This window comes from Dysgonomonas sp. GY75, from assembly GCF_015234155.1.
Taxonomy (GTDB): Bacteria; Bacteroidota; Bacteroidia; order Bacteroidales; family Dysgonomonadaceae; genus Dysgonomonas; species Dysgonomonas gadei.
Window position 1 is genome coordinate 1 of the sequence record NZ_JADCLQ010000063.1, and the last position, 24,103, is coordinate 24,103.

12 protein-coding genes and 1 pseudogene are annotated in these 24,103 nt (G+C 43.1%); all 13 read right to left on the bottom strand.

Translation table 11 applies throughout. The features are described 5' to 3' along the window. Positions 1 to 416 (bottom strand): annotated as a pseudogene (locus IR083_RS22795) (transketolase); the annotation flags it as partial. A 705-nt stretch (positions 417 to 1,121) separates the two neighbouring features. Then, positions 1,122 to 3,086, bottom strand: coding sequence for an alpha-L-arabinofuranosidase C-terminal domain-containing protein (locus IR083_RS22800; RefSeq protein WP_194226061.1), 1,965 nt, complete (start codon positions 3,084 to 3,086; stop codon positions 1,122 to 1,124). A gap of 137 nt (positions 3,087 to 3,223) precedes the next feature. Further along, entirely contained in the window at positions 3,224 to 5,158 is a 1,935-nt protein-coding gene (locus tag IR083_RS22805; protein ID WP_194226046.1) for a glycoside hydrolase family 97 protein, read from the bottom strand. 10 nt (positions 5,159 to 5,168) lie between these two features. Next, a complete protein-coding gene (locus IR083_RS22810) occupies positions 5,169 to 5,729 on the bottom strand; it encodes a sugar O-acetyltransferase (RefSeq protein WP_194226047.1) in 561 nt (186 codons plus the stop codon). 215 nt (positions 5,730 to 5,944) lie between these two features. Then, positions 5,945 to 7,834 (bottom strand): arabinan endo-1,5-alpha-L-arabinosidase, encoded by a 1,890-nt coding sequence (locus tag IR083_RS22815; protein WP_194226048.1) that lies wholly within the window; start codon positions 7,832 to 7,834, stop codon positions 5,945 to 5,947. Between the two features lie 41 nt (positions 7,835 to 7,875). Beyond that, a complete protein-coding gene (locus IR083_RS22820) occupies positions 7,876 to 9,669 on the bottom strand; it encodes a RagB/SusD family nutrient uptake outer membrane protein (RefSeq protein WP_194226049.1) in 1,794 nt (597 codons plus the stop codon). Positions 9,670 to 9,784: 115 nt separating this feature from the next. Next, complete coding sequence (locus IR083_RS22825) at positions 9,785 to 13,006, bottom strand: SusC/RagA family TonB-linked outer membrane protein (protein ID WP_410492899.1); 3,222 nt, start codon at positions 13,004 to 13,006, stop codon at positions 9,785 to 9,787. A gap of 30 nt (positions 13,007 to 13,036) precedes the next feature. Continuing rightward, positions 13,037 to 14,812, bottom strand: coding sequence for a RagB/SusD family nutrient uptake outer membrane protein (locus tag IR083_RS22830; RefSeq protein WP_194226051.1), 1,776 nt, complete (start codon positions 14,810 to 14,812; stop codon positions 13,037 to 13,039). 6 nt (positions 14,813 to 14,818) lie between these two features. Then, a complete protein-coding gene (locus IR083_RS22835; RefSeq protein WP_242052517.1) occupies positions 14,819 to 17,965 on the bottom strand; it encodes a SusC/RagA family TonB-linked outer membrane protein in 3,147 nt (1,048 codons plus the stop codon). 21 nt (positions 17,966 to 17,986) lie between these two features. Beyond that, a complete protein-coding gene (locus IR083_RS22840) occupies positions 17,987 to 19,792 on the bottom strand; it encodes a LamG-like jellyroll fold domain-containing protein (RefSeq protein WP_194226052.1) in 1,806 nt (601 codons plus the stop codon). A gap of 142 nt (positions 19,793 to 19,934) precedes the next feature. After that, entirely contained in the window at positions 19,935 to 21,419 is a 1,485-nt protein-coding gene (locus tag IR083_RS22845) for an arabinan endo-1,5-alpha-L-arabinosidase (protein ID WP_194226053.1), read from the bottom strand. Between the two features lie 26 nt (positions 21,420 to 21,445). After that, positions 21,446 to 22,990, bottom strand: coding sequence for an alpha-N-arabinofuranosidase (locus IR083_RS22850; protein ID WP_194226054.1), 1,545 nt, complete (start codon positions 22,988 to 22,990; stop codon positions 21,446 to 21,448). A 91-nt stretch (positions 22,991 to 23,081) separates the two neighbouring features. Next, complete coding sequence (locus tag IR083_RS22855; protein ID WP_194226055.1) at positions 23,082 to 24,053, bottom strand: glycoside hydrolase family 43 protein; 972 nt, start codon at positions 24,051 to 24,053, stop codon at positions 23,082 to 23,084. Between the last annotated feature and the right edge of the window lie 50 nt (positions 24,054 to 24,103).

The window sequence follows — 24,103 nt, forward strand, 5'->3', positions numbered from 1 at the left end:
AAGCGTTGTTTGAGGAACTTGGCGGCGATGGCTGCTCCCACGGCAAAGGTATGTCCTTGTCCGAGCGGGCCGGAGGTATTCTCGATGCCACGCAGGATATCTCTTTCGGGATGGCCCGGTGTTACACTGCCCCACTGGCGGAAGCCCTGGAGGTCTTCCATGCTGAACTTACCGGCCAGGGCAAGGGTGGAATACAGCATCGGGGACATATGCCCGGGGTCTAAAAAGAAGCGGTCACGGCCTTCCCATTGCGGGTTCTTCGGATCGTAAACCAGAAACTCGGTGAAAAGCACATTGATGAAATCAGCGCCGCCCATGGCGCCTCCGGGATGGCCCGATTTAGCTTTCTCGACCATAGAGGCCGATAGGATGCGGATATTGTCCGCTGCTTTGTTTAATAATTTTGTTGTGGTCATTGGGTATATTGTTTATGATTATTATAATTAATTCAAATAGAAAAAGTAACAAAAGTAACACATGTTTCAGCTTTTAGCCGTTAGCGTTGGCTATCGCATAAGTGACTTTACAGTAAACAGTATTATCACACAAAGACACAAATTCCAGCCCATTATCATATTCATATTTATTAACCATGTTTAGTTAAAACCTGACATATCTGACAGAATTTTCATCGTTTTTATCTTGTCATATTTTACGTTCGTTAACTGTATATAGTTAAAAGGTAACAGGGTAATCAGTTAACAATATCTTTCTCGTAAACTAGTACACTAAAAACCAGTACACTCACAAAAAAATAACAAAGGTAACACATTTTTAGCTATTAGCTATTAGCCGATAGCTTATGTACAAAACTTGACAAACTTGACTTTTCACACAATTTTTATTGTCACTTTTTCTTCTAAAAACTCCGTGTTACACCTTTTACTCCGTGTTTAAAAATAAAAGGTAACACTTCTTCTGCATTTTTTCAGTTGTTACTTTTCCTATTCACTGAATTTTCAAAGAACTACCTGCTAAAAATTATCAGTCATTCTATATAGATAAATTTGCCGAAAGAATATTCAATCCCAAATTTAGTATAAATAAAAAGAATCCAAATACTATCTTCCATCAAAGCAGAGAATATATTTGGATTCTTTCAAAATAACCTGATTGTTGATTTACAGTTTTATCTTATATACACCGAATGACTGACCCTCAGTCTGTATATTCAGTATATTTCCTTCCATTACTGCTGTTGTTTTTTCAGGAATAATATTCGTTGGAGTATCGAGTGTATTTATCGCTTTCAAATTATTATTCTTTATGACTATACAATCACCGACTGTGAATGTCGCATTCTTTTTAGTTCCGGTCAATGTTACTTTTACATTCTTTGCCTCCGTACTCGTATTTGCTACTTTCACAATGTAACAGTTCTGGCCTTTATCATAAACAGCAGAAGCATAGAGATTCTCCTGGCCTGTCACGGCTTTTTTATCCGGCCACAATAAAGTCATTGTATTAGTACCTTTATTCTGAGCATAAAGTTGTTGTATATAATAATTCGGAGTTTTCATCATCCGCAGATTATCGAACCAGATCATATCCGGACACCATTGCCATGCATCCACATGTGCAAAAAGAGGCGCATAAGTACACATATGCACAATATCGGCATTACGTTCCAATCCTGTCATAAATGCAGCTTCGGACAGAGCAGAAAGGAAGTTGTTCTGCTTCCCTGTAGAATGGTCGTGCGAAGCGTATTCTCCGGCAAATACAGCCGGACCTTTACGGTCATAATTATCGTAACGGGCAGCATTCTTATAGAACCAATCCGGCTCTTTATAGTAATGTTCATCCACCAAATCCACCTTCAGACGTTTCATTTCGGGCCACAGATAGTCGAATTGCTTTCCGTCAGCCGAAGGCCCCGAACTGCCGACTATCTTCATATCAGGATATTTCGCACGAATTTCTTTCACGAACGGAGCCAGATGTTCAGGATATTCTTCTCCCCATTGTTCGTTACCGATACCTATAAATTTGAGATTGAAAGGTTCGGGATGCCCCATATCGGCACGTACTTTTCCCCAGGTGGAAGTTACAGGACCGTTTGCAAACTCAATCAAATCTAACGCATCCTGAATGTATGGCGCTAAATCGCTTACAGGTACATGCGCATGTTGATCTTCGTTCTGAAACTGACAGGCCAATCCGCAGCTTAATACAGGCAGTGGTTCTGCCCCCATATCTTCCGACAAAAGGAAGTATTCATAAAAGCCTAATCCATAACTCTGATAATAATCTGGAAAGAAGCGGTTAGTAAACGTATAATGCCAGCGGTTTTCATTTACCGGACGGTTTTCAACCGGGCCTATAGTTTTTTTCCAGTCATAACGGGTATCGAGGTCTGTACCCTCAACAATACATCCTCCCGGAAAGCGGAATATCCCGGGAGTAATGTCCGTCAGTGCCTGAGCCAAATCTTTTCTCAATCCGTTTTCACGGCCTTTATATGTATCGGTAGGAAATAATGAAACATGGTCCACGGCAATCGCGCCCTTAGATGCAAGGAATATGCGTAAGCGTCCCTTTTCCTCCGTTGCCTTAGCTGTTATTATTACCTGATGTTTTTGCCAGTCCGGTGAGTTTATAACTAATTCCTGACTGCCTATTATTTCATCTTTGGGATTGATAAATTCGACACGGATTTTCTGATCTTCCGTTGTATTTACTTTCTTTGCCCAAACAGAGAAGCGGTAAGTCGCATCTTTCTTAAAGCCCATTCCCCGAAATCCTTCGTTCTCTATTCCGGTATGCTTGTGCCCATGTCCGGGGTTGGATAATACCAGATAATTCGGATTTTTATCGAAAGGAGGATTATCTTTCCGCACTTCCACTTTACCGAAAGTGTACCAGCCCATAAGCTCTTGCGGAAAATCAAAAGACCTGTTCTTCACTAGCTCTGCATACAATCCGCCATCGGCTCCGAAGTTTATATCTTCGAAGAAAAGTCCGTACATGGTAGACTGAACAGGCGCTCCCACTTTCTTCGTATCTAATGTAAATTCATAGGTCTGCTGTGCAACAGCCGACTGACCAAAAGCCAGTAATGAGGCCAGGCCTAAAACTTTATACATTTTTTTCATACTTCAACAATTAAGCCCCTCCTAGCCTCCCCAAAGGGGAGGAACCAGAGAGAGTATATATCTATTAAATTATTAATTAATTTATTTTTTCATATCCTAAAGTCCCCCTCCGGGGGAATAGGGGGCTACTAAAATACTATTACAAATCCGCCATTCGGTTGAATTTCGACGCTTAGTTTTCCATTATTCAATGACACCTGTTTTTGGCTGAATGTACGGTTAGTATCACCGTCGGTAATCATTGTACCTTCTTTTGAGATATTCAGTTTCGACAAATCCAGTTCCAACGTTTTCACTGCGGTTTCGGCATTAATTCCGGCTACATACCATTTATCACCTGACTTGCGCGCAAATACAGCATATTTGGCAGGGAAGCCATCTATTAACTTCACATCATCCCAGCTTCTTGGAACATTCTTCATATACTCCTGTACATAGTCGGGTTGTTTTTCCATACTTTCAGGAATTTCCACATAATGCTGAATTCCGGATTGGAAAAGAACGGTCAATGCAATTTCGAATCCGTTGGATGTACGACGCTGAATATTCGGTATTTCTCCGAAACATACAGGTGTAAAGTCCATAGGGCCGACTACATTACGGGCAAAAACAGCCGTAGCACAATGTTGCGGGGCTAGATCGGCAGTTTCCTGAGAGAAAGTTATAAACTCGAAGCCTTTAATAGATTCCAGTGTCATCAGGTTAGGAAATGTACGGCTCCACCCACGGGGTACAGTAGTACCGTGGAAGTTGAGCATCAACTTATAATCGGCAGCATCCTGCATCATATCATAATAATACTGAATGGCCGAAGGCCCGTCACCCGGCCAGAAATCGACTTTAAGACCGACAATACCCATTTTACTCACCTTTTCGAATTCGGCTCTGCGGGCATCTCTTGTCAACAATGCATTCTTCGGGGTTTGATACGTTGTATTCCAATCTCCCGCGGAATTATACCACAGAAGAAGTTTGACATTCTTAGTCTTAGCATAATCTATAAGCTCCTGTATTTTTTCATAACCAATCACAGTATCCCAAAGTCCATCTACCAGAACATATTCCCACGTCATTTTAGCGGCATAGTCGATATATTGTTTCTGGCGGTCGTAATTAACGGACGGGTCTTTTTCCACACCCCAGCTCCATGCTACGATTCCGGGTTTTACAAAACCTGCGTCTTTCACCCGGCTTGGTTCGGAAACATCTGTTACCATCGAGCTTTCTACTATATCGTTTAATCCTCCCAGCATAATCACACGCCATGGAGAACGTAACGGCAATTTCGATATCGGAGTAACAGGATCGGTAGGTTTTACAGTTTCCCCCTGTTGAGGAAATTCGATAAAATATTCACCATCAGGACTATGCTGAGCCAGACGTGTGCCGCAATAAGGCGGTTCTAACCCCGCTTCTGTAAGTAACACCCATGTTTCTCCGTTATTGAATAAAGCCGGAAAACTCCAACCTGCTTTTTTAGGAGCTTCCGTTCCTACAGGAATGTCTGTAATATAATTATCTTCATAGCTCGGACATGTCTGTGCCCAGCAGTTTTTCACATCATCGTGCGGATGCAGCCAGGCTTTAGAAGTAGCCGCAAAGCGGAACGATGTATTTTCTTTCTCTATGGTCTTTTCGTCTGTAGAAGTTTCATCAAAGGCATAGCGGAAAGCAACACCGTTGTCTCCGATATGGAAAGTAATTGTCATTTCTTTTCCTTCCGGATTTTTCACTTTCACATCCCATTCATTTGCCTTGAAACTATTGTTCAGCCTTTTTTCGGCAGGAGTAACATAAGTCTCCTGAACACTACGTTTAGCCCCGATACTTACAATTTCAAGTGAAGAAAAATCTGCATCGCTCCTTACCAATCCTAGGACTGACGGTTCGATTGCAGTTACACCATCTTTCTTTATGGTATATTTCAATACTTTTGCAGAATCCTGATTCAATTCCACTGTTATTTTTCCATCAGGACTGGTTAAAGCATCTTGTTTTGGGGAACATGATGCCAATAATCCGATAATAAAGAGAGATAAAAATCCTCCCAATAATTTTTTCATGGTAATTAATTTATTTTGATTGATTTAGCTTTTTCACTACTCTTGCAGGGTTGCCAACAGCAAGGCTGTCAGCGGGAATATCTTTTGTCACTACCGCTCCTGCCCCGATAACAGAACGGTCACCGATAGTCACACCGGGACAAATGGTAGAATGACCTCCTATCCAGCAATCTTTTCCTATAACCACAGGTTTGCATGCTTCCCATTGCTTGCGGTCTTCAACATCGAGCGGATGGCCTGCTGTATATATGTGTACTCCCGGTGCGATCAACGTATTGGCTCCTATCTTTACTGTTCCGCCATCGAGAATAACCGCCCCTGTATTGATGAAAACATTTTCTTCAGCATATATAAATTCGCCGTAGTCGCAAAAGAAAGGAGGCTCAAGGTGGAGATCCTTTGCCGAATTAGGACATAATTCGTTTATTACATCCTGAAATTTATCGGTGTAATATTCCGTCACGTTCAATTTGTGAAGTATTGGCTTTATCTTTGCCCGATGCCCTATCATTTCTTCACCATGAGCCCAATAACGCTCTCCGGCAGCCATCTTCTCCTTCTCTGTTTTCATTTTTATATCAGTGATTTATTTAGATCTCCTAGAAACACTATATAAGTGTATCAAATACACTTGCAAGATAAAAAATAAGTGTTATCAAATACACTTATTTAGATATGTTATAAAACATATTATTTCTTACATATCTGGCTATCAGCTATGCTTAAAAGCCAAAAACTGCTCTACTGCCAATTAGCAGCAAAACAGTTTTTGCATAAGATTGAGAATTACTTGGTCTTTTTACCCCAGTACGTTTTAAAATTACCACCATAAGCAGCATAAACTATAGTATGCGTTCTGGGATTGGCTTCCCAGTCCACCTCACGTTGCAGATATAATTCCACTCCATTCACTGTCAGTACTTGCTTCCCGGCATCATAACTCCATGAAGCATCTTTCCACGTACCTTCCGATACGGTATGTTCTGCCGTCAAGGTCATTACAGACGATTCCTTTTGTTTTCCGTAACTATATGACAAATCGATATGTTCCCAGTTGCCGACCAATTCCTCTTCAGTAATAGCGACTTGCGGTACAGCCCCATAACGTTCCGGCATCACCAGTGGCCACCCGTCTTTTGTCCAGCGAATGCTGCGGACATGTCCCATCATAATATAATTATCGACGCTTTCAGGTAAACGCCCCTGCGAAGAATAGTACCAATTGCCATTACCATCGTTGAATACAGCGCAGTGTGAGATACCTACCCAACCATTACTATTCGCAAACTTATACGGATGAGTAACCACAGGAAGCATGTCCCCGCCCGCAGTTACATTTGTACCATCGATGCCCAGATATGGTCCTGTAATGCTCTTCGACCGTGCTACGCGGGTATTATAAGGGACGCCTAATGCATCATAGGCTACAAACAGATAGTAATAACCTGTTTCGGGATTGTAAACTATTTCCGGGCCTTCACTAGCCTGCCATCGATTACCTGCCTGACGTGTAAATATCAATTGTCCGTATCCGGCAGGGGCACTGGTATCAGCCCACGGAACGCCTAAACTTTGTTTCGGCATGCCATCTGCCGCATTCAGTTCCATAGCTACAATACCACTGTGCCACGAACCATAGATAAGCCAGTGCGCTCCCTCAGGAGTGACTATATATGAAGGGTCGATAGCATTCCATTTGTAGTAGCAATTTGCCCAGTCGTTTGCCTGCACATTGAAATTAAGACCTTTATCCGAAGCATTGGTGACTACATATCCTTTGTCTATCCAGCCATCATTATTTGCCGGATCGGTGTTTTCCATCATACCTATAAAGGCACGTTCGCCCCAAGTACCCTCGCCATTAAGCAGCCCCGGACAAATAATCGAGTAATACATGCGGTACAAATTATCATTTACCTTATGCACACCAGGCGCCCAATATCCGAACTCACTTTCGCCGGTACTGGTAGTTTCTCCCAGCCCCATCTCTTTACGGATTTCATTCAGTTTAGGAATAACCCACTCCGGTAGTTCTTTCATAGTTCCGCCGAGATATTCCCAATACACAAGGTCTTTGGAACGGCGGGCATGAAAATGTCCATGTCCGGCATGCGCATTCCCATATGAAGCGTCTGTCTGGTACATATAATAATAACCGTCTTTAGCCAACACCACCGAAGGATCGTGTACATTGGCCAGATTCCACTGGCTGCGGTTGTCCCAGGCGGCGATACTTGCATAATTATCCGCATAGGCAGGAGCCTTATATTGAGCCAGTTGTTCATCGAGTGTCCCTTCGCCGGTCGACAGCTCTATTTCGGACGAATAAGCTACTCCTCCGTTATAGATGCTTACAAAGGCGCGTACATAATAAGTGGTGTGCCCCTGTAAACCTGTAAGCGTAGCTGTAAAAGACTCATTGCCCGTAGCAACAACCGTTGCATCATAAATATCCGGGTTGGCTTTAGTGCTATAGCAAAAGCCACGTTTCGACAATATCACATCTTTTGCAGAAGACAATGTAGCCTGCAACTGCGCCGACGAATAGGTTATTTCGGACACAACGGGCGTTTCAATGATTACGCCTAGTTCCCCAAAATCCTTATCATCGTCACTGCACGCTCCGAAGAAAAGCGAGCAGATAACTAATAAGCTAAACCATTTATAGTGTTTCATACATTTTTCATTTTTAAAGTTCTTAACCTCAACATATCCTTCTATTCAGATGCCACAGATAATTCCCAACCCGGATTTTGTCTAAGATTCGGAGCCTTCTTCACTTCTGTATCAGGCAGTGGGAAGTAATAATTTTTCGGGCTGTTGAATGCGCGGGTAGGATGCTTCTGAGCTCCTCCGTATGTGTAAACGGTCGAAAGTTCAGGAGTAACTGTTACACCATAAATATTATACACTTGTTTGTAACGCGGCAGGCTCTTTTCGCTGCTGACAGTCTGACCTTCGAATAACTTCCAGCGACGCTCGTCAAAGAAGCGATGGTCTTCGAAGCAGAATTCTATGCGGCGTTCGTTACGGATACGCTCACGAAGCTGTTCCTTTGTCATACCTTTATAAGGCGGCATACCTACACGGGCACGCACCTGATTTACATACTGATAAGCCTGATCGGGCCCCGAAGCCTCATTAATCGCTTCGGCAGCATTCAGCAAGATTTCAGCATAGCGGAAGATAGGACAGGCATGGTTGTATGTAGAAGGGCTTTTGAACGACATATTGTTCAGGAACTTCTTTGTATAATATCCGGTCAGTGTACCGCCATGCAGCTGTTGATAGTCTTTTCCGTCAGGATATGATACATCTACGGCACGTTGCTCTTCCTGCAAAGGATCACCCCAGACGGACCCGTTGTGCAGAATGGTCTGTTCAAGGCGCGGGTCGCGGTTCGCATACGGGTTCTGGTCGTTGTAAGCAGGGTCCTGATCGATAGGCAGGCCATTGATGGTTTCATAACTATCTACCAGATTCTGAGTCGGATTGGTACGTCCTGTGGAACTTGCTGTACCACTGAAACCGCAAGGAGCAAGAAACAGCTCTATCTGATAAGTATTCCATACGGAACGGGTCAGAATGTATTCGTCATTATAGTACGGAGTGGTCACAAAACATTCATAATAATTTTTATTCGGATTATTATCACTTGTCGTATATAACTTATAGCGGTTACTGTGCTTCGCATTTTCTGTAATTAAATCCAATGCCGCTATAGCAGCTTCCTGCCAGTATTCAGCCTTATTGTCCGGATTATGGAGCGCGGATGCCCTGTACAATAAAGCTCTTGACTTTAAAGCATACGCGGCAGCCCCATTCACACGGCCCCAGTTTTCATCCTCATTGCTATAACGGTATGGCAATTGATTTTTTATGGCGTCACACTCGTCGGCAATCCATTTCAATGCGTCCGCACAGTTCGTACGTGCCCTGTTCATAGCCTCTGTGTCGCTCGGATCGAATACGATAGGTATTCCATTCTCATCATTGCCAATAACGGGAACATCGCCAAACCAGCAGGCTATGTCGAAATGGAAGATAGCGCGAAGCAGACGTGCCTCAGCTATATTGCGATCGTACAGATGATTATCGTCTCCTGTTTTTTCCGAATTACCAATCACTGACGAGCGTGCATTCTTCATAAACTGGTTTGCCGCACGGATACCTTTGAAATTCTTCGGCCAGAAATCCTTGGCAAACGGATGGTCTGCTGCCGAGTAACTGTCGGTAAGCACACTGTGGTAATAATGTACATCCCAGAAAGACAAAGAATTATCCGTCATACAGTCACGCGATGCTGCCAGAAATTGTCCATTATTATATCCGGCAAAGGCATCGGGCAAATAAGTATAAATATTTGCCAGAAAACCCCGCGTATTCTCAAAGCTACTGAATACCTGTTCGTCCGATAGGGACAAATCCACTTCTTTGCTCAGATAATCACTACAAGAATGATTACTTAATAGCAACAGAGCCGTGGTTATATATATTGCAATCTTTTTCATTTTATATTCCTTGTTTATTCTTGAATTAAGGTCTCAGACCTTTTTATTGCTTTTGTATGTATAATAGCAATAATATAGTATGTCTGAAAACAATGCTTTAAATATTCTACCTTACTTAGAAGCCAATGTTTATACCAAAGGAGAACGAACGGGTTTTCGGATACCACCAGCAATAGCTCATCGGCTTTTCCGGATCCAGGCCTTTCGGCAAATGGCTCCAGGTATATAAGTTATATCCGCTAAAATAGATACGGCATTTGGTAAGATTAGCCTTGGCTATAAGCTTCTTAGGTAGAGAATAGCCAACTTCGATATTCCGTAACGATAAATAATCTCCATTCACGATCCAGATATCATTCTGATATGTACCTGTACTACGGTCGCTGTCAATAGCATTGAAGCCTCCATAAGTAGGACGCGGGTAAGTAGCATTAATGTTACGGGAGTCGGTAGGATCGTCTGTATAATATCCCCAAGCCTTAGTTACTTCGTGAGTACCCATGTTACTCCAGCCCGAATAGCTGACAGCAGGAGACAGGAACACTGAACGATTCAGGTAAGCTGTGAGTATGGCACGAGCATCGAATCCGGCATATTCAAACCCGAAAGTCATAGATGGAGTGAGTTCGGGAATGATGGTATATGTATCGGGAACCATATCATTAGAGTCAATCTGACGGTCACCGTTCAAATCTCTGAATACGGCAGTTCCTAATTGTTGTGAACCATTCGAAGCTGTATTATACGGATATTTCTCCGGATTATCTATAGCATCCTGCTGGCTGGAGGCAATCAGGTTCGGATCGCTTGCCCAACCCTCAAATTTGTAAATATTCCAGCCTCCGACACTGTTATTAAACGGTATTTCGTAAAGTTCGGCAACTGAAGTATAATCACGGATACGGTCACCTGTTTTTCGCTGCCAAGGAACATTCGGCTCTGTTTCATCCATTTCGGTAATTTTATTGGTATTGTAAGACAGCATACCTTCGATAAAGTAATTCACCTTACCTATGTTTCCACGATGGCCGAGGGATAATTCCAGCCCTTTGGATTCAACTTTTCCGTAAGAGTCCTGAGCCACTGCCACACCCACTATACTAGGAATAGTAGAACGGTCTATCAGTATATTCGAACGCCACTCTTTGAATGCATCGAACGACCCGTAGAGTTTTTTATTCCAGAAATCGAAGTCTAAGCCCACATTTAGCATTTCTGAAAGTTCCCACTTGTTGTTATTACTGCCTGCCAGACTTTCATAGATACCTCCGATGCTCGAACTGGAAGTACCAAAATTATAACCTGTACCTGAGCCATAAGTACTCTGATATGGATAACGGTTGGCTCCTGTGGTAGACTGTCCGGATGTACCGTATGACGCACGAAGTTTGAGTAAATTAATATTCTTGCTTTTCAGCCATGATTCTTCCGAGGCTACCCAACCGATGGATGTTCCCCAGAAAGTACCCCAACGGTCGTCAGGAGCAAAATTGTCACAACCCATATAGGAAAGGTTACCGGAGAAAATATACCTGCTGTCGTACACATAAGTAGCCTGTCCGTTGTAGGACATGAAACGGTTGGAAGACTGATTGGCATAGTTGGTACTCTCGATCCGGTTCACTGCATTCTGATAGGTACGGAAGAATGCCCGGGCTCCCACATTGTGTTTACCAAAAGTCTTATCGTAAGAAAATCCTGCATTGAAATTGAGATTGTAATAGTTACCACGTTCATTAGCCGTCGGGTCCGACAAGGCCGAGTAAGAGGTCATTTGCGACAATTTGAATTCTGACGGATCGGTAACCAAAGGATTTGAATAATCGTAGTAATAAGAGTTGATACTATTGGTCTGTGTAGATTCAAATACATCGTAAGCATCGAAACTCACCATTGCATTTGCTTTCAGGCCGGGAACCAATTCTCCCAGATCGCCTGTCACATTCACTGTCGAATACAGGTTGCGACGGCGGTTCTTTTCCTGACCAGATGAAGCCAGCAAGCGTGCCGGATTATTAGCCGTATTAGAAGAATATATCTGTCCTCCCGGAGTATATACCGGCTCCATCGGATTGGCTTCCACCGCACCGAAAGTCACCAGACTGAATACACCTGTCGTCGGTTGCGTAATATTATCGATACGTCCCCCTAAATCCAATGATACGTTCAAATACTTATTCACATCAATGTCCAGATTCGAACGGAGGTTATAACGGTTCAATGTATGAGAAGTATTGTAACCTTCGTTATAATTCGTCCACTTGTCATTCCATATTCCCTCCTGACGAAGGTAAGAGAATGATACATAGTAACGCGCACGGGCGTTACCACCACTGATCTGCATATTGGTCTTATACAACGGGGCTGTTTCACGATACAGTTCTTCAAACCAGTTTGTATTGAAATACTTGTACTGATCGATACCTGTCAGCTTTTCACCTGATGATACACGGCGGTACATCTCTACCTGAGCATTTGTGTACATAGGGTCAAGGCCGTCGAGATATCTCACCTGATTGCGGGTGAGCGCCATATTATAAGAATTCTGAGTTTCAAACTTATTGCTCAGCATCTGAAATCCTACTTCCTGTGTAAAGTCGATCTTTGTTTTTCCGGCAGCACCACGCTTGGTAGTCACCATAATCACACCATTAGCTCCACGCATACCGTAAATGGCTGTTGCTGCCGCATCTTTCAGGACAGTGATATTTTCGATAGGAAATGCATCCAGAAACGAAAGGTCACGTTCCACATTATCTACAATTACCAGCGGACTGCGGGCATTCTTATTCATTGTACGCAAACCGCGGACATACATAGTGGTTTCTGTCCATCCCGGCTCACTCGACCATTCGTAGGTTTGCACTCCGGAAAGAGTAGAAGTAAAAGCATTCTGAAGTACTGAAATAGGATGCTTCTGTAACTCTTCTCCGGTCACTACCGAGGTGGCTTCTGTCATAAATTTCTTCGGCTTGCGTCCGAAAGGAACCGGCATGGTATGCAAATATTCATCTAAATCAGGTTCCATCACGATTTGGAAAGCACCGCTAAATTCGGCTGTACCGGTAGCATTTTTATAACCGATACTGCTAACACACAACTCGTCGTCCAGTTTCACATTCTTCAGACTGAAATGCCCATCTTCATCGGAAAGTGCTATGCGGCTCTGCTCCGCCACATTTACCACAGCTCCGGCAATAGGTTTGCCTTCGGAATCCACGATACGGCCTCTCAACTCCTGTTCTTCTTGTGCCCAAATGTTGCAGCTTACGAATATGAGGACTCCCATCAACAGGAATTTACTTATCCCTGTCAACTTGTTTTTTATATTATTCATGCTTGTATACATATGTATTCAATTTAAGGATTACCAACCCGGATTATTTTCAATGCCTGTTTTCCAAACTTCTCCTTCCGGTATAGGATAGAGATACATCTTGTTCTCAAACACCCGGCTCTGAGCCACTTTACGCGTAATAGTTCCGTCTGCACTTACATTTACGCCATAGATAGGACGCGATAGTGCTTCTACAGCAACATTCCAGCGACGGACATCCCACGCGCGATGTTCTTCGAAAGCAAGTTCCACGGTACGTTCCTTATGAATGAAGTTACGCATATTGTCTTTAGAAGACGTCAAATCGCTACGGTCTGCTATCTTACCACTGATACCCGCGCGGTGACGTATTTTATCAAGCATATTATACACTTCCGTACCAGGGCCTTGCGCTTCGTTCAATGCTTCCGCATAGTTGAGCAGGATTTCCGCGTAACGCATGATAGTCCACAGGCGGTAAGCGCTCTGAGAATGCTCTGCACTCAGGATAGTTTCAGGAATATATTTGCGCACATAGTAGCCTGTCGGTGTTGCATTGGTATTACCTATAGGGTTGTCCCTCTGACCTGATACTACGTTGATATTGCCATTACCCCATTTCACTCCATTGTAGAGGACGGTTGCAGCCAGACGAGGGTCACGGTTTGTCCAAGGCTTGGCATCATTGTATCCGCTGGCGGCATTTACAGCCGGAGTATTGTTAGTATATACCGGAGCACCTGTTTTATCATACTGAGCAAAAGGTGAAGAACCATCTGCCATATCGTACATATCCACTAAGTTCTGCGACGGACAAAGCCCTCCGTTACCACCTTCGCCTACAGGTGTATCATTCCTGATCGCATCCCACCTTATAACTACATCATTGCGATAAAAAATCACTTCCTTATTATTTCCGGAATACGCAGTCCTTAACAATGCATTAGTATAAGACTCTACACCCAAAGCATTCCCATCGGCATCCGTAGTCGTAAACAGGCTGAAATTTGCGCCGTAATCATCAATAAAACTTTTTGCTGCATCAGCGGCCTGCTGCCATGTGACACCGGATTCGGCGCTGAAACGCGGGCTAGCCATATAAAGCATAATGCGTGAATACAGGGCCCGTGCCATAGGCTGGCCGATGCGTCCGGCCTGACTCGAATCCCAAGCGCTGTCATAGGTCAGCAATCCGGCTTCGCATTCTTTCAATTCTTTCAGGATAAAATCCACGACATACTCCTTCACTGTCGGGCGATTAATATAATTACTCAGCAAATCGCCATTCGGATCGAGAACTTCGGTCACAATCGGAATTGCCCCATAACGCAGGAATAACTCCCAATAAAAATAGGCGCGCAGGAAACGGGCTTCCGATGTATAATTCAATTTATCCTCCTTGTATTTTGTATCGCTCAGAGAAGGCTCTTTTGGTACACTCTCTATACGGGTAATGATCATGTTACATTTACGGATAGCACGATAATGATGTTCCCATGTAGCCGTAAGTTCCGCTTCACCTGCCGAACCATAATAGTTTCCAATATTAAAAGTAGTTCTCACCCCACCTGTAGAATAACTGGTCTCTGCCAAATCCGTAGCCGAATCCAACCAGGAATCTTTAATACGGCCAGCTCCGTGGCGTAAAAAATTATAAGTATCATAGTGGAATTCCACCATCAGGTTCCAGTCGCTAAACACTTCTTCTTCCGTCAGTTCATTACTGGGCTGTTTGTCCAGAAAATCGCCGAAGGCGTCTTCGCATGAAGTCAGTGTAAAAGTAGCGATGCACACAGCAAATAAGCTATATATAATTGTTTTCTTCATGTTCTATCAGAATTTAATATTTACACCAAAATTCAGAGTCTTCATAATCGGGTAGCGGTTAGATCCATTACTTTCAGGATCGGTCAAACCATCCAGATCATCCCAGGTTATCAGGTTGTTAGCATTAATAAACAGCCGGCAGTCACTCATTCCTACTTTACCTGCCCAGTTGGTTGGCAAAGTATAGCTTAATTCTATATTTTTCAAACGGACAAAAGCTCCGTTTTTCAAGAAGAATGAGTTTTGACGCTGATTATGATCGCCATAATTATTATAGTGCAGCAATGGATATTTGGCATTTGCCAGATTATAAGCTTCACTTTGTGACGGATTCCAGCGATCGAGATGATGCTCCTTCACCTTTCCTCCGTTTACAAAAGCAAACATCGCTTCTGCATCATAATAACGGCTCACATTATCAACCCCCTGGAACATCACACTGAATCCCCAGTTTTTCCAGTTGAGTCCTAATGTCAGCGCATATATATTTTCAGGTATATCACTTCTGCCGATAAAGGTTTCGTCCCTCTCGTCAATAAAGCCGTCTCCATTCATATCACGGTATTTGAGATCACCCACCTGTACATCGCCGAAAGTAGAAACCGGAAGGTCGCCACTGTCAATGTCGGCTTGTGTAACGAATCCGTCACACATCAGTCCAAAGTATTGGTTGATAGGGTGACCTTCACGCTTACGATATTCGGTTTTCAATTCAGGCTCGTCCATATCCAGAATTTCGTTGCGGGCATGAGAGTACGTCAGGCCAACAGAATAATGAAGGTCTTTACCTATACGGTCATTGTATTTCAACTCTATTTCGTAACCGCTATTTTTTGTCTTACCCAGATTCCCTGCTGCCATGGCAACACCTACCCACTGCGGGCGGGTAAGGTATTCAGTCAATATATCGTTACGTTTTTCATAGAAAACATCGATATTACCGTTGAGCCTGCTACCAAACAAGCCGAACTCAAGTCCAAGATTATATTTATGAGCGCGTTCCCATGTAACTCCATAATTAGGATACTGAGCTTCATAGATACCACTCTTTCCTGTGGTTCCTAAGTAATAGTCATTCGCTATCTGCGACCATTTTTGTTCATATAAGAAACGCTGCCTTACACCGTTGATCTGATATATATCGTTACCTACCTGCCCGTAAGAAGCACGAAGCTTCAGGTTATCCAACCAGTTTTCGGTACCCTTCATAAATTCTTCGTTAGCAATACGCCATCCCAATGAGAATGAAGGGAAAAAGCCAAAGCGTTTGCCTCGCATAAAGTTTTCGGAACCGTTGTATCCGGCATTGAACTCGGCAAGATAACGGTCGTCATAACCGTATGTAACACGCCCTACCAAACCCTGGTAACGCTGCGCCAGATCCGATTTATAACGATAGTCATTCTGCATATACAACATCATGGCAGTTACATCATGCTTGCCGAACTTGCGGACATAATTCACCTGAGCCTCCATATAGAGTTTATAGATAGACTTAAATTTTTGCGAATCTCTCAAACTCCCTTCCTCTATAAATGCCAATTCGGTATCTTTATTAAACTGATTATACGCATCGATAGATGTATAGTTGTCACGATCATTCAATTCGTAAGTAGCAAAGCCTGCTGAATAAAGATTGGTATGATAGTTTTCATAGTCAAACGAAAGCATTGCTTTGGCACTTAATCCTTCGGTCAGCCATCCCAGTTTATAGTCTACGATAAAATTGGTTTCATTGATGGTATTTACCGCACGGTAGTAACCACCTTCGGCCAATGCGGCTACGATGTTGTTCTGGTACTGTGAACTTCCTCCATAAAGGGTTTTTGCTTCTTCTCCGTTCTGTACCGTATAAGATACAGGGAAAAGCCAGCCCGGAGTATGATTCAGTTCATAGAATGTCTCGCTATAATCATTTCGTTCTTCGGTATTGGAACCTTTACGTTCCTCGAAACGGGTACCGAAGTTTACTGAGAAAGTTAAATCCTTAGTCAGGAAGAAGTCGGTATTGGCCCGGAAAGAGTAACGGCGGTAATGAGGACTTGAACTGTTACCATATACATTGTTACTTAAGTTCTTAACCAAAGATGACTGATCATAAAATTCACCTGAGGCGTAGTAACGCATGCGTTTGGTCCCCCCACGTACACTTACATTGTAACGCTGTGCAGGAGCTGTACTTTTCAATACTTCATCATACCAATCCACATTTGGATAGAGCATAGCGTCTAATCCGCTCAATTGACCCGCACTCGATTTACGATACATCTCAATATCACTGGCAGAAAACTGGGAAGGTAACCCATCATTCGCCAATGCTTCTTCGAGCAATGTCACCGACTCATAAGAGTTCAGATAAGTATTTTTGCGTGTAGGGCTTTGTATCTGCCAATTAGCTGTCAGGCTTACTTCCGGTTTTTGTTCCTTGCCTCTCTTGGTGGTGATCAGCATGACACCATTTGCGCCACGCACACCATATACTGCTGTGGCAGAAGCATCTTTCAATACGGAAATAGTTTCGATATCGTCCGGCGCAATCTGTGAGAACGGACGTTCGATACCATCAACAAGGATAAGCGGCTGAGCATCACCCGCAAAGGTAGCACGTCCACGTATATAGATCTGTGTATCATCTGCACCCGGTGCACCTGAAGTCTGAGATGTGACAACACCGCTAATCTTACCGGCAATAGCTTGTGATACGTTGGCTGCCGGCGATTGTAGTATGTCTTTAGTATTTAACTGCGAAATAGCTCCTATAACACTCTCCTTTTTCTGTGCGCCATAGCCGACTACGACTACTTCACTCAACAATTCGGAGTCTTCTCTCATTGTCACATTTATTATAGTCTTTCCTTTCACGCTTATTTCCTGTGGCTGAAAGCCTATGAATGAAAACACCAATATAGCGTTGTCATTGCTGACTGTCAATCTGAAGCCACCATCGTCATCTGTAATAGTACCGTTGGTAGTCCCTTTTTCAACGACACTGGCCCCGATAACGGTCTCTCCGGTAATATCTTTTACGATACCTGTCACCTGTCTGGATTGCGCCCATGCGTTTTGTCCAACCAGTATCAAAACAACTATTGGCAGCAACCGCAGGAGCAAATTGCTCCACGGTGCTTTTCCATTTGTTCGTTTATTTTTCATATATAACATTTTATTGATTTATTATTCGGTAGCATTCAAGAACGGATAGTATCCTACCGTACGCATATTCAGACTGGCTCCCTCTACAGTAAGAAATGCTCCTACATCGGTAGTGGTAATTCCCTCATAGAAGAATGTGTAGTCACCCAGTTTCACGCCATCAGCCGTGGTTACCTTAGCTGTCATATCCAGACGGTCTCCACTGCGTCTCAGTATTATCATACAATATGCTCCTTTCATTTGCGTGGCAAAACTATCCCAATCATAACTTGCAGATATATTCGCGGCATTGTAGTTAGAGCCTTCAGGCCCCCATCCGAAAGCATCGGCTCGTAATACGAAATATTCCGCATAACCGGATTCACCTCTGTCTTTACCATTGGTAACAACCAGTAGCCAGTTGTTCCAGTTTGCGGCACCACTGGTGTTATTAATGAATGTATAAACAAAAGGATTTGTTTTAATCAAGGAGAAATTTGAGAAATACGACCACCAGCCCGCACTTAGATCTGCCGGACCAACCAGATAGGTATCCGGTGCATATTGCTGGCCTACATATACCGTTTCCGGATCGATTGCCAGATATGAGCCTTCACAGGTCAGGAATGCACCGATATTATCAGCAAGACTTCCCTCATAGAAGAAGGTATAATTATATACTGTACCTGCGATTGAGGTAACTACAGCCTTAATATCTATTCGGTTGCCTGTACGTTTGATAGTCAGATCTACATAAGCGCCTTTCATATCATTGACAAAGCTACCATCGTCAAAATTAAAGTTATGTGATATATTCCCTCCTATATAATTGCTGTCTCCCCATCCGTAAGCATCGGCACGCAATACGAAATATTCCGCATAACCGGCTTCATCTCTATTCTTTCCATTGGTGAGAACCACCAACCAGTTCTTCCAGTTATCAGTACCACTGGTGTAGTTATAGAAACCGAAATGCATAGTCTGGTCACCCTGCATTGTTACAAGATCGGAGAAAGCCGACCACCAAGGGGTAGACATATCTTCGTTACCAACAATGATGTAATTATTTTCTTCCTCTTCACCGCCTGTTCCCGGTACTTTTATCTGACCGTCGGTAATCTGATTACGGTAGATAGTGAGATCGTCAAGCATCCATTCCTTAGTTTCACTGCCTGAGCCATAACCCAGATATAAAGAAGGTACGGAAGCCATGAACTGAACAATCTTTGAAAAATCAAATCCGGTGACTTCCTTATCTATTTTCTTCTGTCCGTCGACATATATAACATATCCGTTGTCCCGGATTGTCATTGCCACATAATGCCATTCACCGGCTGTAAGCAATCCGGTTTTATAGCCTGAAGGGTTGTTGTCCTCGTATTTTCCGTCAATACCATCATAACTCAGCCAGCCATTAGCTGTGAAGAAGAATTTCTGAGTGCCATTTTCGTTTTGGAAAGAGAATAGTGCCCCATCCAAATCCTGTTCGGAGTTTTCTCCTGTTTGAACTACTTGTTTCATCCAGAATGTGAGTGAAACTCCATTTTGAGCTTTCACGCTATTGAGCGGATTATCGATATGTGCATATCCACCATTCAAATGGAGCACACTACTTTTGCGCTCTTCATCATTTACCAGTGTGGGGGTATTGCCATCACTATAGGCATAGAGTTGGATAATTGCAGGGTCGATTTCCTCCTCGAAGGAATAAGTAACTATCTTTTCCAGTTTAGGATAAACCTGATTGCCTGAAGGGGGATCTGTTTCACCCCAGTCCTGACATGAAGCACACAAAAGGATTGTAAATGCTGCCATGATCAATGGCGCCCATTTTTTAACTTTTTGCATATAACTTAGATTAATGATTAATAATTCTTTTTTGTGCAGTATACACTGCTCAGAAAAACATTTCGGTTAACACAGTATATTACTGTTTTTCAATAGATTTAGAGTCACAAAGGCATAAGATTATTTTTCTAATTTTCATTTATTATTTTACTCTTTTTCCCCAAATGGAATATCCTTTGGAATTGAGTCCCGTAAACAAAATAGTCTGAGCCTGGTTTTCCCAGTCCTGTCCCATAAATACCTGTACATTGCATACCTCTCCAGAAATATCCAGTTTCAGAACATTCGCTTTATCAAACGACCATCTGCCGGATAGATTACCACTCAGCGACATATCTTTGTTTAAAGTGATTACATCCGATTTATTCTCTTCATTATCTCTCAGATGGTTTTCACCCCATAATATCTGTCCGGCAAACAAATCCCTGTCAGGAGCATCACCGTGGATAACTATTATTTCCCAATCACCCATAAGATCACTCTCATTTATCTGCTGCTGCGGGGTAGCTGCATATCTTTCCGGAGATACTACCGGCCAGCCGTCGGCAGTCCAGTACATGTCTCTCACATGCAGATCCATCATATGATTTTCGGGGCGCAAGCGTGCCTGATGAGCCATATAGTACTTACCGTCTTTGTCTGCGAATACACAGCAATGGGCTGTACCGGCCCAGCCAATGTGGTTGCGGAACTGATAAGGATAAGTCAGAATAGGAAAGTTATCCGCCTCTTCGCGCATATCAACTCCGAAGAAATCTGTGAAAGGGCCTTCGGGCTTGTCGGAGCGGCCTACACGCACGTTATAAGTTGTCATTAACGGGTCATAGGAGACAAACAGAAAGTATTTCTTCAGCCCGGGGTTATAGATTATTTCAGGTGCTTCTATATTGTTTTTCTTACCGTCGAAACGGCGGGCAGTAAGATGTCCCTGATCCCCGTCATTAAGCGTAAGTCCTGTTTCGGGATTCAGTTGCACGCAGTGCAGCCCGCCGAAATAAGAGCCGTAATGCATCCATTGTTCTCCGTTGTCCGGATTGGTTACAATACTAGGGTCGATAGCGTTCATTACATCACCAGTCTTCGTTTTCACCACACAGCCTTTTAGCTCCCAGGGGCCTTCGGGCGATGCGGATTCAGCCATACCGATATAAGACACCTGTTTGGCAAAAGCTGAAACGCTGTAATACAAGCGGTATTTCCCTTTATATTCTACAATGTAGGGTGCCCATATATTGGTTGCGCCTTTACCATTGTTATTATCCAAAACCCAGTCTTTGGCTTCCTGTGGAATTTCCTTAAAGGCCCATCCGGAAAATTGCCAGTTGACAAGGTCTTTCGATTTACGGACCTGTATATATCCAAAAGGCAGATTATCTTTCTTCATAGCCGCGCTGTCTTCTTTATAAATAGCGTCGGTAGAATACATATAATATGTATCCCCTATCAGCAGGCACGACGGATCGTGTACATTGTAGGTACCCCATTGCTTATAATCCTTCATTTCAGAAATGCCCGAATAATCGTCAGCCCACGGATTTACGTTGGCTTTCGGCTCAAACGGCTTCTGAGTACAGGATACAAGAAAAGTACAGCATCCTAAAAACAGGATATTGAAAATTGTTTTCATAGTTAATTTAACCGCAAGTTTGTGAGTTAATTCAATTCTATAGTTACTACTGACTTAGCCGGGATTTTCACCGTTAATACATCATTTTTCACTGCTGCATCTTTAAAATCCTTCAACTCTACTTCGTTTGGCTTTTCGAATGTATTGTGAGAATCTGTTTTGGGTGCAGTAATTATATTACCGGAAACGAAACGGCCGTTTTTCAGGTCTTTAATAGTACATGTTATATCCACCGATTGGCTAGGATCGATATTCACAATTGACACATGTATTTTTCCGTCGCTGTCTTTCGATGCCGAAGCCGATACCGAATTGATTTCCTTACCCAGACGACTGTATGAAGGACTTATAATATCGAGCGGCAGCATGGTTGCATCCTGATGTACTTTGTACATATCAAACACATGATAGGTAGGAGTCAGCAGCATTTTGTCACCTTCTGTAAGAAACAAGGCCTGTAGCACATTGACCAATTGCGCAATATTAGCGATACGCACCCTGTCAGCATGTTTATGGAAAATATTCAGGATAGTTCCCGCCAGTAAAGCATCGCGCAGGGTATTTTGCTGATACAGGAATCCCGGATTGGTTCCCGGCTCCACATTATACCATGCACCCCATTCGTCTACTATCATGGCTATTTTCTTTTCAGGATCGTATTTATCCATTATGGCGGCATGTTTTGTCACTATCTCATCCATACGCATACCATGTTCCAGTAATGAAAAATACTCATCTTCATTGAAGCCCAGCGCGTTTCCTTTATCTTCCCACTTGTAAGTAAATGTATAATTGTGAACCGATACACCCGACATCATGTGATGCGGTATGTTTTTCATCATCACTTCCATCCAGCGGTAATCGTCTACATTAGGGCCTCCGGCAACTTTGTACAGTCTGTTTTCTCCGTAGTTGCGGCAATAAGTAGCATAACGGCGGTAATTTTCGGCATAGCCTTCCGGAGTCATGTTTCCTCCGCAACCCCAATTCTCATTACCAACGCCCCACAGAGTTACTTTCCACGGTTTTTCGCGTCCGTTCTTCTTACGAAGGTTCGACATCGGACTCTCCCCGTCAAAAGTGATATACTCCACCCATTTAGACATTTCTTCTACCGTGCCGCTTCCCATATTCCCACAGATATATGGTTCTGTTCCCAGTGCTTCACAAAGATTAAGGAATTCGTGCGTACCAAAACTATTGTCTTCTAATACCCCACCCCAGTGAGTATTCACCATTTTAGGACGGTCTGCTCTTGCCCCTATTCCGTCCATCCAGTGATACTCGTCGGCAAAGCAGCCGCCCGGCCAACGAAGATTCGGTATTTTAATATGTTTTAACGCATCGATAATATCCTTGCGTACACCATTTACATTAGGGATATGAGAATCTTCCCCTACCCAGAGCCCGTCATAGATGCAACGTCCAAGGTGCTCGGAAAAATGACCGTATATATGTTTGTCGATCTTGTATTTTCCGGCGTTCGATTTAACGACTATCTCCGCCTTTTGCTGTGAGAATACCGTTATGCAAACAAAAAGAGATAAATAAAACAGTAGATTTTTTTTCATGATAAGTTATAAGTTGTGAATTATTAGTCTTTTAGAAAGGAGAGGTATCCAAAAGTGAGGACAAGCCCATACAGGCTTTATCCTCACTACCTTATTTAACGCCTAAAACCCCTTCTGATGTCATTTGTATCCGTTTTATAGTATTATCTTCATTATAATACAGGCGATCGATACAGACCGAACGGCGGAAACTCCCTCCTTGTGTCGGTATTGCACCATTGTGATATATGAAATACCACTGCCCTTTGAATTCGACTATTGCCTGATGATTGGTATTGGAATTGCCTGCGATCTCATTCAGTATGCCTTTGTATTCCCAAGGCCCGTTTATACTTCTGCTCATAGCATATCCCAGTTTTTCGGGGAAATACTGTGCGTATGACAGGTAATACCATCCATTATATTTGTGTATCCATGGCGCTTCTGTAAAGTTTGGCAAATCGACAGCCATTACCGGACTATCCAGTTCAATCATATTTTCCTTCAGTTTTGCATAGTAGCATTGCGTATTTCCCCAGAACAAATATGCCTGGCCATCATCATCTATCCATACCGTAGGATCTATATCATCCCATCCTATCGAAGTGTAGGCTGTAGTCATATCGTTAGTTATCAGCGCTGAACCTCTGGCGTCCTTAAACGGCCCGAGCGGATTGTCAGCGACCGCCACACCTATAGACTTACCGGGTATAGTTCCATGCTCTACAGTTACATACCAATAGAATTTGCCATCACGTTCGATAACCTGTGAAGCCCATGCTTCACCCTTTGCCCATGCAAAATCTTTTGCCCGTAGCGGAACTGCATGCTCTGTCCAGTTTATCATATCATCCGACGAGAATACAAGCCACTCGTTCAGTGTATAATGATTATGGGGAGGGGGACATTCGTCATGACCCGCATATATGTATAGCCTGTCGTTGTGTACCAATGCCGCAGGATCGGCTGTATATTTATGTGTAAAAACAGGGTTGCCTGTTATACGGAAAATCGTATCCTGCACCGAACCATGTATATTAGATACGGCAATACAAAAAAGAAAGATAAGTTTCAATATTTTCATGGTTTTTAATACTTTATTTCTCAAAAAAGAAAGATTCTTTGGTTGGAATC